Origin of the sequence: Salinisphaera sp. G21_0, assembly GCF_017744115.1 — a bacterium.
Taxonomy (GTDB): domain Bacteria; phylum Pseudomonadota; class Gammaproteobacteria; order Pseudomonadales; family Endozoicomonadaceae; genus Endozoicomonas.
The window spans coordinates 23139-39593 of record NZ_JAGHQW010000050.1; the positions used below are offsets into that span (position 1 = coordinate 23139).

General features: G+C 50.7%; 6 protein-coding genes. All 6 read right to left on the reverse strand.

Going from position 1 to position 16455, the window contains the following annotated elements; genetic code table 11:
• Nucleotides 1-14 precede the first annotated feature (14 nt).
• The gene (locus J7439_RS19780) at nt 15-2993 is read right to left on the reverse strand and encodes an RAP domain-containing protein (RefSeq protein WP_209203677.1); all 2979 of its coding nucleotides are present in this window, start codon (nt 2991-2993) and stop codon (nt 15-17) included.
• A gap of 106 nt (nt 2994-3099) precedes the next feature.
• The gene (locus tag J7439_RS19785) at nt 3100-6342 is read right to left on the reverse strand and encodes an RAP domain-containing protein (protein WP_209203678.1); all 3243 of its coding nucleotides are present in this window, start codon (nt 6340-6342) and stop codon (nt 3100-3102) included.
• Nucleotides 6343-6447: 105 nt separating this feature from the next.
• Entirely contained in the window at nt 6448-8766 is a 2319-nt protein-coding gene (locus J7439_RS19790; protein ID WP_209203679.1) for an RAP domain-containing protein, read from the reverse strand.
• Between the two features lie 105 nt (nt 8767-8871).
• The gene (locus tag J7439_RS19795; protein ID WP_209203680.1) at nt 8872-11847 is read right to left on the reverse strand and encodes a DUF1601 domain-containing protein; all 2976 of its coding nucleotides are present in this window, start codon (nt 11845-11847) and stop codon (nt 8872-8874) included.
• Between the two features lie 166 nt (nt 11848-12013).
• On the reverse strand, nt 12014-15040 hold the full coding sequence (locus J7439_RS19800; protein ID WP_209203681.1) for an RAP domain-containing protein: 3027 nt from the start codon (nt 15038-15040) through the stop codon (nt 12014-12016).
• 126 nt (nt 15041-15166) lie between these two features.
• Nucleotides 15167-16455: RAP domain-containing protein (locus J7439_RS19805; protein WP_209203682.1), on the reverse strand; the 1289-nt coding region annotated here is incomplete at its 5' end.

The following is a 16455-nucleotide window of genomic DNA, read 5'->3' on the forward strand; positions in this document are numbered from 1 at the left end:
TGGGAGGAAGGCGATTACTGACTGTTTGTTTTCTTCCTCTTTGCCGGGTTGGTTTGCTCTGCGAAATGTTCTTCACCAGTAACCCATGCAGCACCTGTCCACCTTCTTTTAAGTGATACAGAGTCATGACCCTGTGGCGGGATGCCTATTCTGATCTTTATTTGATCAATATAGGGTTTCATTAAATCGTTGCTCAAAAGCTGGTTAGCCGGGATTTCAATCACCTCAAATCCTGCTTTTTGCAACAGTGCGATTTTAAGCAGAGTCGAACCATTCCTGGTGTTGAAATCACCACCCACGTAATGAGAGGGGCCCTGAACTTCAATCACTATGTTGTGATCTGGCAGAAGCAGGTCAACCGGAGGTAATGAGTTCATACTCTTTTCTTCTTCAATCTTCAAAGAGGGTATGCATGATTGGAGTTGATCGCGGAAGTCGGATTGAGGTTTTGAAATGGTTGTCTGGTAATGGGGGACGATCAGACATGGTCTGCCAAGCCAACTGGCGGCCATGGCAATGATGTGTTGATCCTTTTCATTGTCCGGGCATGTATTTTCCAGGCGAGTAAACAGGTCATCCATGTGCTTTTCAAGCACGTTATTTTTATTGGCATTGGAGACCATAGACAACCTGGCACAGCATACCATTACGCCCCAGAGAGACATCGATATATCTTGCTTAGAGAGCTGAGGGCTTTCTCTGATTCGGTAGACAAGAGATTCGAATGTAGAGGTAACCACATTCAGCTCAGCGAGTTCACCCAGTTTCGCCATGGCCCACAGCAGGTTGGCGATTTCCTGTGGGTTAAAGTTAGCTTTCTGTGCGTTCACGTGGGGCAACAGCACGGCCACGGTCTCGTTGAGACCTGGTGTTCGCTCCTGCCCGTTATCTACCAGTTTCGCCATGGCCCACAGCAGGTTGGCGATATTCTGAGGATTAAATTGGTCTTTCTGTGAATTCACGTGGGGCAACAGTGCGGCCACGGCCTCGTTGAGATCTGGTGTCCGCTCCTGCCCGTTGTCCACCAGTTTCGTGATGGCCCACAGCAGGTTGGCGATATGCTTAGGAATAAATTGGTCTTTCTGTGCGTTCACGCGAGGCAACAGCGCAGTCACGGCCTCCTTGAACTCTGTTGTCTGCTCCTGCCCGGTGTCCACCAGTTTCGCCATGGCCCATAGGAGGTTGGTGATGCCCTGGGCATTAAACTGCTCTTTCTGTGCGTTCACGCGGGGCAACAGCGCAGCTACGGTCTCTTTGAGTTCTGGTGTCCGCTCCTGACCGTTGTCCACCAATTTCGTCATGGCCCACAGCAGGTTGGCGATATGCTGAGGAATAAATTGGTACTTCTGTGTGTTTACGTAGGGCAGCAGCTCAGCCACGGCCTCGTTGAGCTCTGGTGTCAGCTCCTGACCGTTGTCCACCAATTTCGCCATGGCCCACAGCAGGTTGCCGATTTCCTGTGGTTTAAAGTTAGCTTTCTGTGCGTTAACGTGGGGCAACAGCGCGGCTACAGCCTTTTTAAGCCCCGGTGTCCGCTCTTGCCCGTTGTCCACCAATTTCGCCATGGCCCACAGCAGGTTGGCGATATGCTGAGGAATAAATTGGTCCTTCTGAGTGTTCACGTGGGGCAACAGCGCGACTAAGGCCTCTTTGAGCCGTGGTGTTTGCTCCTGCCCGTTGTCCACCAGTTTCGCCATGGCCCACAGCAGATTGGTGATTTCCTGTGGTTTAAAGTGAGCTTTCTTTGCATTCACGTGGGGCAACAGCGTGCTCATGGCCTCTTTGAAATCTGGTGTCTGCTCCTGCCCGCTGTCGACCAGTTTTGCCATGGCCCACAGCAGATTGGCGATTTCCTGGGGTTTAAAGTGAGCTTTCTGTGCGTTCACGTGGGGCAATAGCGCGGCCAAGGCCTCTGTAAGCTCTGATGTCTGCTCCTGCCCGTTGTCCACCAGTTTCGCCATGGCCCACAGCAGGTTGGCGATTTCCTGGGGTTTAAAGTTAGCTTTCTGTGCGTTCACGTGGGGCAACAACGCGGCCACGGCCTCTTTGAGTCCCGGTGTCCGTTCCTGCCCTTTGTCCACCAGTTTCGCCATGGCCCACAGCAGGTTGACAATCCCCTGGGCAGTAAATTGGTTTTTCTGTGCGTTCACCAGGGGCAACAGCGAGGCGACTGTCTCTTTGAACTCTGGTGTCTGCTCCTGCCCGTTGTCCACCAGTTTCGCCATGGCCCACAGCAGGTTGGCGATATGCTGCGGAATAAATTGGTCTTTCTGTGCGTTTACGTGGGGCAACAGCACGGCCATGGCCTCTTTGAGTTCTGGTGTCTGCTCCTGCCCGTTGTCCACCAGTTTCGCCATGGCCCACAGCAGGTTGGCAATTCCCCGGGCATCAATATCCCCGGCTGGAGGTTTTTGGTTGCACTTGAATATTATTGCATCAAGAAGTGTTGACAATAAGATAGCCTGAGTAAGTTTAACTCGCTCATCCATGGGTTTATGAAGGGTAAAAACACCCGCTGAAGTAAATGAGTGAAGTGTTGTCGTCAGGCTTCGCCAATTCCAGCTCCGTGTTGCGGTAAAATTTTGCAGCAAGCGTACCAGCTGGCTTTGTTCCGCTCGATTTAACGGTCTTTTAGCATTTGTCGTGTATTTTTTAATTGAACTGGCATATTGCCCATGATTTCTCCCATCATAGCGATGACCGAAACGACCCGATTTACTCACCAGATCATCCATTATTTCTGGTTTGATGAGGGCATTAAAATCTTGAGTCGGGTTGACAGAACGGCGCACTAGATATTGAGAAGAGCATGGGCCTGAAGAATGGTGAAATTCATTACACCCCGGGGTAGAGCGCGGGGGACTATCCTGCTGTCTGACTGTGGCATGTCTGTATCGCCCACGCCTTGAAGAAGGGGCATGGCCACTCGGTTGGTTGTAACCGTTATCTGATCTTGGGGATTGACCACTGATACCAGCAGAACTTCTATCCATAATTATATTTCATTAATTCATGAAAATATAATAAAGCAGACTGCTGTTCTGCTCAGAAGTTCATTTTGCGGAAAAGTTTACTTGAGTCATGATGGGAGGAAGGAGATTATTGGCTGCTTGTTCTCTTCCTCTTTGCCGGGTTGGTTTGCTCTGCGAAATGTTCTTCACCAGTCACGTATGCAGCACCTGTCCACGCTCTTTTATGTGATACAAAGCCATGCTCCTGTGGCGGGATGCCTATCCTGGTCTTTATTTGATCAATGTATGGTTTCATTAAATCCTGACTCGAGAGCATGTTAACCGGAATTTCAATGACCTCAAATCCTGCTTTTTGCAACAGTGCGATTTTAAGCAGAGTCGAACCATTCCTGGTTTTGAAATCACCACCCACATAATGAGAGGGACCCTGAACTTCAATCACCATGTTGTGATCTGGCAGTAGCAGGTCAACCGGAGGTAATGAGTTCAGACTCTTTTCCTCTTCGATCTTCAAAGATGGAATAGATGATTGGAGTTGATCGCGGAAGCCGACCTGTGTTTTTGAAATGTTTGTCTGGTAATGGCAGACGACCGGACAGGCTCTGCCAAGCCAACTTGCAGCCATGGTAATGATGGATTGTTCCTCTTCATTGTCTGGCGAGGTATTTTCCAGGCGAGTGAACAGGTCATCCATGTGCTTTTCAAACACGTTACTTTTATTGGTATTGGAATCTAGAGACAACCTGGCACAGCATACCATGACTCCCCAGAGAGACATCAATATCTCTTGCTGAGAAAACTGAAGGTTCGCACTGATTCTATAGACAAGTGATTCGAACGAAGAGGTAGCCAGGTTCAGCTCAACGAGCTCACCCAGTTTCGCCACTGCCCACAGCAGGATCGCAATACCCCGGGCACTAAATTGGTCTTTCTGTGCGTTCACGTGGGGCAACAGTGCGGCCACGGCCTTTTTGAGCCTTGGTGTGTGCTTCTTCCCGTTGTCTACCATTTTCGCCATGGCCCACAGCAGGTTGGTGATAGCCTGAGGAATAAATTGGTCTTTCTGTACGTTTACGTGGGGCAACAACACGGCCACAGCCTGTTTGAGCTCTGCTGTCCGCTCCTGCCCGCTGTCCACCAGTTTCGCCATGGCCCACAGCAGGTTGGCGATTTCCTGGGCATTAAATTGGTCTTTGTGTGCGTTTACGTGTGGCAACAGTGCGGCCACGGCCTCGTTGAACCCGGGTGTTCGTTCCTGCCCGTTGTCCACCAGTTTCGCCATGGCCCACAGCAGGTTGGCGATTTCCTGAGCATTAAATTGGTTTTTCTGTGCGTTCACGCGAAGCAACAGCGCGGCCACGGCCTCTTTGCACTCTGGTGTCTGTTCCTGGCCGCTATCCACCAATTTTGCCAGGGCCCACAACAGGTTGGCGATTTGCTGAGGAATAAACTGGTCTTTCTGTGCGTCCACGAGCGGTAACAGCGCGACCACGGCCCCATTCAGCTCTGGTGTCCGGTACTGTCTGTTGTCCACCAGTTTCGCCATGGTCCACAGCAGGCTGGCGATATGCTGAGGAATAAATTGGCCTTTCTGTGCGTTCACGTGGGGTAGCAGCGCGGCCACGGCCTCTATGAACGCAGGTGTCTGCTCCATCCCGTTGTACAAAAGTTTCGCCATGGCCCACAGCAGGTTGGCGATTCCCTGTGGTGTAAAGTCAGCTTTCTGTGCTTTCACGAGGGGCAACAGTGCGGCCATGGCCTTGTTGAAATCTGGTGTCTGCTCCTGGCTGTTGTCCACCAGTTTCGCCATGGCCCAGAGCAAGTTGGTGACTCCCCGCGGAACAAATTGGTCTTTCTGTCTGTGCACGCAGGGCAACAGCGCTGCTATGGCCTCTTTCAGACGAGGTGTCCGTTCCTGCCCGTTGTCCACCAGTTTCCCCAAGGCCCACAGAAGGCTGGTGCTTTCCTGCGGATTGAAGTTAGCTTTCTGTGCGCTCACGTTGGGCAACAGAGCGGCCACAGCTTCTTTGAGTCCTGGTGTTTGCTCCAGCCCGCTGTCCACCAGTTTTGCCATGGCCCACAGCAGGTTGGCGATTTCCTGTCGTTTAAAGTTGGCTTTCTGTGCATTTACGTGGGGCAACAGCGCGACCACGGCCTCTTTGAACTCTGGAGTCAGCCCCTGCTCGTTGTCCACCAGTTTTGCCATGGCCCACAGCAGGTTGGCGATATGCTGAGGAATAAATTGGTTTTTCTGTACGTTCACGTGGGGCAATAGGGCGGCCACGGCCTCGTTGAGCCCTGGTGTCCGCTCCTGGCCGTTGTCCACCAGTTTCGCCATGGCCCATAGCAAGTTGGCGATACCCTGGGCATTAAATTGGTCTTCCCGTGCGTTCACGTGGGGCAACAGCGCGGCTACGGCCTCTTTGAGCCTCGGAGTGTGCTTCAGCCCGTTGTCTGCCATTTTCGCCATGGCCCACAGCAGGTTGGCGATACCCTGAGGAATAAATTGGTCTTTCTGTGCGTTTACGTAGGGCAACATTGCGGCCACGGCCTCGTTGAGCCCTGGTGTTAGTTCCTGCCCGTTGTCCACCAGTTTCGCCATGGACCACAACAGGTTGACAATATGCTGAGGAATAAAGTGGTCTTTCTGTGCGTTTACGCAGGGCAACATTGCGGCCACGGCCTCGTTGAGCCCTGGTGTTAGTTCCTGCCCATTGTCCACCAGTTTCGCCATGGCCCACAGCAGGTTAGCGATTTCCTGAGCACCAATATCATTGGCTTCAGGTTTTTGGTTGCACTTGAATATTATTGCATCAAGTAGCGTCGACAATAAGGCTGCTTGAGTGAGCTGAACACGTTCATCCATGGGTTTATGTGGGGTAAAAACACCCGCTGAAGTAAATGAGTGCAGTGTTGTCGTCAGGCTTCGCCAATTCCAGCTCCGGGTTGCTGTGAAATTTTGCAGCAAACGCATCAGCTGGCTTTGTTCCGCTTGATTTAACGGTCTTTTAGCACCTAACGTGTATTTTTTAACTGAACTGGCATATAGGCCGTGATCTCTCCCATCATAGCGATGGCCGAAACGATCCGATTTCCTCACCAGACCAGCCATTATTTCTGGTTTGATGAGGGCATTAAAATCTTGAGCAGAGTTGACTGAACGGTGTATTAAATATTGAGAAGGGTGTGTGCCAGAAGAAGGGTGAAATTCATTACATCCCGGGGTAGAGCGGGGGTGAGTATCCTGCTGTCTGACTGTGGCATGCCTATATCGCCCACGCCTTGCAGAAGGGGCATGGCCATTCGGGTGGTTGTAACCGTTATCTGATCTTGGGTATTGACCACTGATACCGGCAGAGCTTCTGTCCATAATTATATTTCATTAATTCATGAAAATATAAAAAGCAGACTGCTGTTCTGTTCAGAAGTTCATTTTGCGGAAAAGTTTACTTGAGTCATGATGGGAGGCAGGCGATTACTGACTGTTTGTTTTCTTCCTCTTTGCCGGGTTGGTTTGCTCTGCTAAATGTTCTTCTGCAGTAACGTATGCAGCATCTGCCCACCCTCTTTTAAGTGAAACAGAGCCATGACCCTGTGGCGGGATGCTTACCCTGATCTTTATTTGATCAATATATGGTTTCATTAAATCTTTGTTCAAAAGCTGGTTAACCGGGATTTCAATGACCTCAAATCCTGATTTTTGCAGCAGTGCGATTTTAAGCAGAGTCGAACCATTCCTGGTTTTGAAATCACCACCCACGTAATGAGACGGTCCCTGAACTTCAATCACAATGTTGTGATCTGGCAGAAGCAGGTCAACCGGAGGTAATGAGTTCAGACTCTTTTCCTCTTCGATCTTCAAAGATGGAATAGATGATTTGAGTTGATCACGGAAGTCGGATTGAGGTTTTGAGGTGGTTGTCTTGTAGTGGGGGACGACCGGACACGCTCTGCCAAGCCAATTTGCGGCCATGGCAATGATGCGTTGACCCTCTTCGTTGTCTGGTGATGTATTTTCCAGGCGAGTAAACAGGTCATCGGTGTGCTTTTCAAGCATATTATTTTTATTGGCATTGGAGTCTAGAGACAACCTGGCACAGCATACCATTACTCCCCAGAGAGACATCAATATGTCTTGATGAGAGAGCTGAGGGTTTTCACTGATTCTGCAGACAAGATATCCGAACGTAGATTTAACCACGTTCAGCTCAACGAGCTCACCCAGTTTCGCCATGGCCCACAGCAGGTTGGCGATTTCCTGTGGGTTAAAGTTAGCTTTTTGTACGATCACGCAGGTCAACAGCGCAGCCACCGCTTCGTTGAACTCTGGTGTCTGTTCGTACTCGTTGTCCACCAGTTTTGCCGTGGCCCACAGCAGGTTGGCGATGCCCTGGGCATTAAATTGGTCTTTCTGTGCGCTCACCCGTGGCAACAGCGCGGCCACGGCCTCGTTGAGCCCTGGTGACTGCTCCTGCCCGTTATCCACCAGTTTCGCCATGGCCCACAGCAGGTTGGCGATATGCTGAGGACTAAACTGGTCTTTCTGTGCGTTCACGCGGGGCAACAGCGCGGCCACGGCCTTTTTGAACTCTGGTGTTCGCTCCTGCCCGTTGTCCACCAGTTTTGCCATAGCCCACAGCAGGTTGGTGATTTCCTGTGGTTTATAGCTAGCTTTCTGTGCGTTCACTTGGGGCAACAGCGCGGCCACGGTCTCGTTGAGCTCTGGTGTACGCTCCTGCCCGTTGTCCACCAGTTTCGCCATGGCCCACAGCAGGTTGGCGATTTCCTGGGCATTAAATTGGTCTTTCTGTGCGTTCACGTGGGGCAACAGAGCGACTAAGGTCTCTTGGAGCTCCGTTGTTTGCACCTGCCCGTCGTCCACCAGTTTCGCCATGGCCCACAGCAGGTTGGCGATCCCCTGGGCATTAAATTGGTCTTTCTTTGTGTTCATGTGGGGCAACAGCGCGGCCACGGCCTCGTTGAGCTCTGGCGTCCGCTCCTGCCCGTTGTCCACCAGTTTCGCCATGGCCCACAGCAGGTTAGCGATTTCCCGGGCATTAAATTGGTCTTTCTTTGTGTTCATGTGGGGCAACAGCGCGGCCACGGCCTCGTTGAGCTCTGGCGTCCGCTCCTGCCCGTTGTCCACCAGTTTCGCCATGGCCCACAGCAGGTTAGCGATTTCCTGAGCACCAATATCACTGGCTTCAGGTTTTAGGTTGCAGTTAAATATTATTGCATCAAGTAGCGTTGACAATAAGGCAGCTTGAGTGAGCTTGACATGCTCATTTATGGGTTTATGAGGGGTAAAAACACCCGCTGAAGTCAATGAATGAAATGTTGTCGTCAGGCTTCGCCAATTCCAGCTCCGCGTTGCTGTGAAATTTTTCAGCAAATGCATCAGCTGGCTTTGTTCCGCTGGATTTAAAGGTCTTTTAGCTGCCGACGTGTATTTTTTAACTGAACTGGCATATTGACCATGATAACTCCCATTATAGTGATGACCAAAACGTTCAGATTGACTCACCAGACTATCCATTCTTTCCTGGTTGATGAGGGCATAAAAATCCTGGGTCGGGTTCACTGAACGGCACTGAAGATGTTGAGAAGGGCCTGCGGCAGGAGATTGGTAAAATTGATTACACCCCGGTGTAGTGCGTGGAGTATTATCCCACTGTCTGACTGTGGCATGTCTATATCGTCCACGCCTTGATGAAGCGGCATGGTCATCTTGTTGGTTGTAACCATTACCTGATCTTGCGTAATGACCACTGATACCAGCAGAACTTCTATCCATAATTATCTTTCATTAATTTATGAAAATATGAAAAGCAGACTGCTGTTCTGTTCAGAAGTTCATTGTGCGGAAAAGTTTACTTGAGTCATGATGGGAGGAAGGTGATTACCGGCTGCTTGTTTTCTTCCTCTTTGCCAGGCTGGATTGCCCTTGTAAATGTTCTTCACCAGTCACGTATGCAGCACCTGCCCACCCTCTTTTAAGTGAAACAGAGCCATGCTCCTGTGGCGAGATGCCTATTCTGGTCTTTATTTGATCAATATAGGGTTTCATTAAATCCTGATTCCAAAGCATGTTAACCGGGATTTCAATGACCTCAAATCCTGCTTTTTGCAACAGTGCGATTTTAAGCAGAGTCGAACCCTGCCTGGTGTTGAAATCAGCACCCACGTAATGAGACGGTCCCTGAACTTCAATCACTATATTGTGATCTGGCAGAAGCAGGTCAACCGGAGGTAATGAGTTCAGACTCTTTTCTTCGTCAATCTTCAGAGATGGAATAGATGATTGGAGTTGATCGCGGAAGTCGGCCTGGCTTTTTGAAATGATTGTCTGGTAATGGCGGACGAGCGGACAGGCTCTGCCAAGCCAACTTGCAGCCATGATCATGATGGATTGTTCCTCTTCATTGTCTGGCGATGTATTTTCCAGGCGAGTGAACAGGTCATCCATGTGCTTTTCAAACACGTCACTTTTATTGGCATTGGAATCCAGAGCCAACCTGGCACAGCATACCATGACTCCCCAGAGAGACATCGATATCTCTTCCTGAGATAACTGAAGGTTCTCACTGATTCGATAGACAAGCGATTCAAACGTACAGATAGCCGGGTTCAGCTCAATGAGTTCACCCAGTTTGGCCATGGCCCACAGCAGGTTGGCAATACCCTGGGCATTGAATTGGTCTTTCTGTGCGTTCACGAGGGGTAACAGCGCGGCCACAGCCTCGTTGAGCCCTGGTGTTTGCTCCTGCCCGTTGTCCACCAGTTTCGCCATTGCCCACAGCAGGTTGGTGATTTCCTGTGGGTTAAAGTTGGCTTTTTGTACGATCACGCAGGTCAACAGCGCAGCCAGCGTTTCGTTGAACTCTGGTGTCTGTTCGTACCCGTTGTTCACCAGTTTTGCCATGGCCCACAGCAGGTTGGCGATATGCTGTGGAATAAAATGGTCTTTCTGTCCATTCATAAGGGGCAACAGCGCGGCCACGGCCTCTTTGAGCCCTGGTATCTTCTCCTGCCCGTTATCCACCAGTTTCGCCGTGGCCCACAGCAGGTTGGCGATTTCCTGTGGGTTAAAGTCGGCTTTCTGTGCGTTCACGTGGGGCAACAGTGCGGCCACGGTTTCTTTGAGCTCTGGTGTTCGCTCCTGCCCGATGTCCACCAGTTTCGCCATGGCCCAGAGCAGGTTGGCGATTTCCTGTGGTCTAAAGTGAGCTTTCTGAGCGTTCACGAGGGGCAACAGGGCGGCCACGGCCTCGTTGAGCTCTGGTGTCCGCTCCTGCCCGATGTCCACCAGTTTTGCCATGGCCCATAGCAGGTTGGCGATACCCTGGGCATTAAATTGGCCTTTCTGTGCATTAACGTAGGGCAACAGGGCAGCCACGGCCTCGTTGAGCTCTGGCGTCTGCTCCTGTCCGTTGTCCACCAGTTTCGCCATGGCCCACAGCAGGTTGGCGATAGCCTGAGGAATAAATTGCTCTTTCTGTACGTCTACGTGGGGCAACAGCGCGGCCACGGCCTGTTTGAGCTCTGGTGTCTGCTTCTGCCCTTTATCCGTCAGTTTCGCCATGGCCCACAGCAGGTTGGCGATTTCCTGTGGTTTAAAATTAGTTTTCTGTGCGTTCACGCGGGGCAAAAGCGAGGCTACGGCCTCGTTGAACTCTGGTGTCTGCTCCTGCCCCTTGTCCCCCAGTTTTGCTAATGCCCACAGCAGGTTGGTGATTTCCTGAGGTTTAAAGTGAGCTTTCTGTGCGTTCACGTGGGGCAACAGAACGGCCACGGACTCGTTGAGCTCTGGTGTCCGCTCCTGCCCGTTGTCCACCAGTTTCACCATGGCCCACAGCAGGTTGGCAACATGCTGGGCAATAAATTGGTCCTTTTGTGCGTTCACGTTGTGCAACAGCGAGGCCACGGCCTTGTTGAGCTCTGGCGTCCGCTCCTGCCCGTTGTCCACCAGTTTCGCCATGGCCCACAGCAGGTTGGTAATGCCCTGGGCCTTAAATTGGTCTTTCTGTGCGTTCACGTGGGGCAACAGCGCGACAACGGCCTGGTTGAACTCTGGTGTCCGTTTCTGCCCGTTGTCCACCAGTTTTGCCATGGCCCACAGCAGGTTGGCGATTCCCTGAGGAATAAATTGTTTTTTCTGTGCGTTCACATGGGGCAACAACACGGCCACGGCCTCTTTGAACCCTGGTATCCGGTCCTGCCCGTTGTCCACCAGTTTCGCCATGGCCCAAAACAGGTTGGCGATTCCCTGAGCATCAATATCCCTGGCTTCAGGTTTTTGGTTGCAGTTAAATATTATTGCATCAAATAGCGTTGACAATAAGTTAGCCTGAGTAAGTTTAACTCGCTCATCCACGGGTTTATGAAGGGTAAAAACACCCGCTGAAGTAAATGAGTGCAGTGTTGTCGTCAGGCTTCGCCAATTCCAGCTCCGTGTTGCGGTAAAATTTTGCAGCAAGCGTACCAGCTGACTTTGTTCCGCTCGATTTAACGGTCTTTTAGCAGTTGTCGTGTATTTTTTCATTGAACTGGCATATTGCGCGTGTTTTTTCCCATCATAGCGATGACCGAAACGGTCCGATTTCCTCACCAGATCATCCATTATTTCCTGTTTGATGAGGGCATTAAAATCTTGAGCCGGGTTAACAGAACGGTGCACTAGATATTGAGAAGGGCATGGGCCTGAAGAATGGTAAAATTCATTATGCCACGGGGTAGAGTGGGGGGGATTATCTTGATGTCTGACTGTACACTGTCTATACCGTCCACGCCCTGAAGCAGCAGAGTCATCTGGTTGGTTGTAATCATTACCTGGTCTTGCGTATTTATCAATGATACCGGCAGAACTTCTATCCATAATTATATTTCATTAATTCATGAAAATATAAAAAGCAGACTGCTGTTCTGTTCAGAAGTTCATTTTGCGGGAAAGTTTACTTGAGTCATGATGGGAGGAAGGCGATTACTGGTTGTTTGTTTTCTTCTTCTTTGCCGGGTTGGTTAGCTACTTATGCAGAACCTGCCTATCCTCTTTTAGGTGATTCAGAGCTATGATCCTGTGGCGGGGTGCTCACCCTGATCTTTATTTTATCAATATATGGTTTCATTAAATCGTTGTTCAAAAGCTGCTTAGTCGGGATTTCAATGACCTCAAATCCTGCTTTTTGCAGCAGTGCGATTTTCAGCAGAGTTGAACCATTCCTGGTTTTGAAATCACCACCCACGTAATGAGACGGTCCCTGAACTTCAATCACCATGTTGTGATCTGGCAGAAGCAGGTCAACCGGAGGTAATGAGTTCAGACTCTTTTCTTCTTCAATCTTCAGAGATGGAATAGATAATTGCAGTTGATCGCGGAAGTCGACCTGGGTTTTTGAAATGGTTGTCTGATAATGGCGGATGACCGGACAAGCTCTGCCAAGCCAACTGGCGGCCATGCTCATGATGGATTGATCCTCTTCATTATCTGGCGATGTATTTTCCAGGCGAGTTAACAGGTCATCCATGTGCTTTTCAAGCAGGTTATTTTTATTGGCATTGGAGTCTAAAGCCAATCTGGCACAGCATACCATGACTCCCCAGAGAGACATCAGTATCTCTTGCTGAGAAAACTGAAGATTCGCACTGATTCGATAGACAAGCGATTCGAACGAAGAGGTAGCCTGGTTCAGCTCAACGAGTTCACCCAGTTTGGCCGTGGCCCACAGTAGGTTGGCAATACCCTGGGCATTAAATTGGTCTTTCTGTGCGCTCACCCGGGGCAACAGCGCAGCCACGGCCTCGTTGAGCCCTGGTGACTGCTCCTGCCCGTTATCCACCAGTTTGGCCATGGCCCATAGCAGGTTGGCGATTTCCTGTGGGTTAAAGTTCGCTTTTTGAACGATCACGCAGGTCAACAGTGTAGCCACCGCTTCGTTACACTTTGGTGTCTGTCCGTACCCGTTGTCCACCAGTTTTGCCATGGCCCACAGCAGGTTGGCGATGTCCTGGGCATTAAATTGGTCTTTCAGTGCGTTCACGCTGGGCAACAGCGCGGCCACGGCCTCTTTGAACTCTGGTGTCGGTTCCAGCCCGTTGTCCACCAGTTTCGCCATGGCCCACAGCAGGTTGCTGATAGCCTGTGGTTTATAGTGAGCTTTCTGTGTGTTTACCCGGGGCAACAGCGCGGCTAAAGCCTCTTTGAGTACTGGTGTTTGCTTCTGCCCGTTGTCCTCCAGTTTCGCCATGGCCCACAGCAGGTTGGAGATTTCCTGTGGTTTAAAGTGAGCTTTTTGTGCGTTCACGTGGGGCAACAACGCGGCCACGGCCTCTTTGAGGTCTGGTGTGTGTTCCTGCCCATTGTCCACCAGTTTGGCCATGGTCCACAGCAGGTTGCTGATAGCCTGTGGGTTAAAGTTAGCTTTCTGTGCGTTGACCTGGGGCAGCAGCGCAATGACAGCCTCTTTGAGCCCTGGTGTCCGTTCCTGGCCATTGTCCACCAGTTTGGCCATGGTCCACAGCAGGTTGCTGATAGCCTGTGGGTTAAAGTTAGCTTTCTGTGCGTTGACCTGGGGCAGCAGCGCAGTGACAGCCTCTTTGAGTCCTGGTGTCCGTTCCTGGCCGTTGTCCACCAGTTTCGCTATGGCCCACAGCAGGTTGGCGATTCCCTGTGGTTTAAATTTAGTTTTCTTTGCGTTCACGTAGGGCAACAGCGCGGCCACGGCCTCTTTGAGTCCCGGTGTCTGCTCCAGCCCGTTGTCCACCAGTTTCGCCATGGCCCACAACAGGTTGGCTATACCCTGGGCATTAAATTGGTTTATCTGTGCGTTCACGTAGGGCAACAGCGCGGCCACGGCCTCTTTGAGTCCTGGTGTCTGCTCCAGCCCGTTGTCCACCAGTTTCGCCATGGCCCACAACAGGCTGGTGATTTCCTGTGGATTCAAGTTAGCTTTCTGTGCATTCACGTAGGGCAACAGCGCGGCCATAGCCTCGTTGAGCCCCGGTGTCCGCTCCTCTGTGTTGTCCACCAGTTTGGCCATGGTCCACAGCAGGTTGCTGATACCCTGTGTTTTAAAGTTTGCTTTCTGTGCGTTTACCTGGGGCAACAGTGCAGTGACAGCCTCTTTGAGCCCTGGTGTCCGTTCCTGGCCGTTGTCCACCAGTTTCACTATGGCCCACAGCAGGTTGGCGATTTCCTGTGGTTTAAAGTTCGCTTTCTGTGCGTTTACATGGGGCAACAATGCGGCCAGGGTCTCTTTGAGCTCTGGTGCCCGCTCCTGCCCGTTGTTCAGCAGTTTTGCCATGGCCCACAGAAGGTTGGTGATACCCTGGGCATTAAATTGGTCTTTCTGTGCGTTCATGTGGGGTAACAGCGCGGCCACGGCCTCGTTGAACTCCGGTGTCTGCTTCTGCCCGTTGTCCACCAGTTTCGCCATGGCCCACAGCAGGTTGGCGATACCCCGGGCATCAATATTCCTGGCTTGAGGTTTTTGGCAGCAGTTAAATATTATTGCATCCAGTAGCGTTGACAATAAGTGAGCTTGAGTAAGCTTAACACGCTCATCCATGGGGTAATGAGGGGTAAAAACACCCGCTGAAGTCAATGAATGAAGTGTTGTCGTCAGGCTTCGCCAATTCCAGCTCCGTGTTGGGGTAAAGTTTTGCAGCATACGTATCAGCTGGCTTTGTTCTGCCCGGTTTAACGGTCTTTTAGCAGCTGACGTGTATTCTTTAATTGAACAGGCAAATTGACTGTGATTTTTTCCATTATAGCGATGACCGAAGTGATCCGATTTACTCAACAGATCATCCATTATTTCCTGTTTGATGAGGGCATTAAAATCTTGAGCAGGGTTTACTGAACGGCACTGTAGATGTTGAGAAGAGGGTGTGCCAGAAGAATGGTGAAATTCATTGCGACCCGGTGCAGTACGGTGGTGATTATCCCATGGTCTGACTGTGGCATGTCTGTATCGCCCACGCCTTGAAGAAGGTGCAAGGCCATTCGGTTGGTTGTAACTGTTATTTGATCTTGTGTATTGACCACTGATACCAGCAGAACTTTTATCCATAATTATATTTCATTCATTCATGAAAATATGAAAAGCAGACTGCTGTTCTGCTCAGAAGTTCATTTTGCAGAAAAGTTTACTTGAGTCATGGTGGGAGGAAGGCGATTACTGGCTGTTTGTTTTCTTTTACCTTGCTGGGTTGGTTTGCTCTTGTAAATGTTCTTCGACAGTTACGTATGCAGCAGCTGCCCACCCTCTTTTAAGTGAAACAGAGTCATGACCCTGTGGCGGGATGCTTACCCTGATCTTTATTTGATCAATATATAGCTTCATTAAATCTTTCTTCAAAAGCTGGTTAGCCGGGATTTCAATGACCTCAAATCCTGATTTTTGTAGCAGTGCGATTTTCAGCAGAGTCGAACCATTCCTAGTTTTGAAATCACCACCCACGTAATGAGACGGTCCCTGAACTTCAATCACCATGTTGTGTTCTGGCAGAAGCAGGTCAACCGGAGGTAATGAGTTCAAACTCTTTTCTTCTTCAATCTTCAAAGATGGAATAGATGATTGGAGTTGATCGCGGAAGCCGGATTGAGGTTTTGAAATGATTGTCTGGTAATGGCAGGCGACCGGACAGGCTCTGCCAAGCCAACTGGCGGCCATGATCATGATGGCTTGATACTCTTTATTATCTGGCGAGGTATTTTCCAGGCGATTCAACAGGTCATCCATGTGCTTTTCAAGCACATTATTTTTATTGGCATTGGAGTCTAGAGCCAGCCTGGCACAGCATACCATGACTCCCCAGAGAGACATTGATATCTCTTTCCTGGAAAACTGAAGGTTCTCACTGATTCGATAGACAAGCGATTCGAACGTAGAGGTAGCCAGTTTCAGCTCAACGAGTTCACCCAGTTTGGCCGTGGCCCAGAGCAGGTTGGCAATACCCTGGGCATTAAAGTGGTCTTTATGTGCGCTCACCCGGGGCAACAGCGTGGCCACGGTCTCGTTGAGCCCCTGCACATTGTCCACCAGTTTCGCCATGGCCCACAGCAGGTTGGTGATACCCTGGGCATGAAATTGGTCTTTCTGTGCGTTCACTTGGGGCAACAGCGCGGCCACGGCCTCGTTGAGCCCTGGTGCCCGCTCCTGACCGCTGTCCAACAGTTTCGCCATGGCCCACAGCAGGTTGACGATTTCCTGTGGATTAAAATTACCTTTCTGTGCGTTTACGTGGGGCAACAGCGCAGCCAGGGTCGCATTGAACCCTGGTGTCCGCTCCAGCCCACTGTCCACCAGTTTTGCCGTGGCCCAGAGCAGGTTGGCAATACCCTGGGCATTAAAGTGGTCTTTATGTGCGCTCACCCGGGGCAACAGCGTGGCCACGGTCTCGTTGAGCCCCTGCACATTGTCCACCAGTTTCGCCATGGCCCACAGCAGGTTGGTGATACCCTGGGCATGAAATTGGTCTTTCT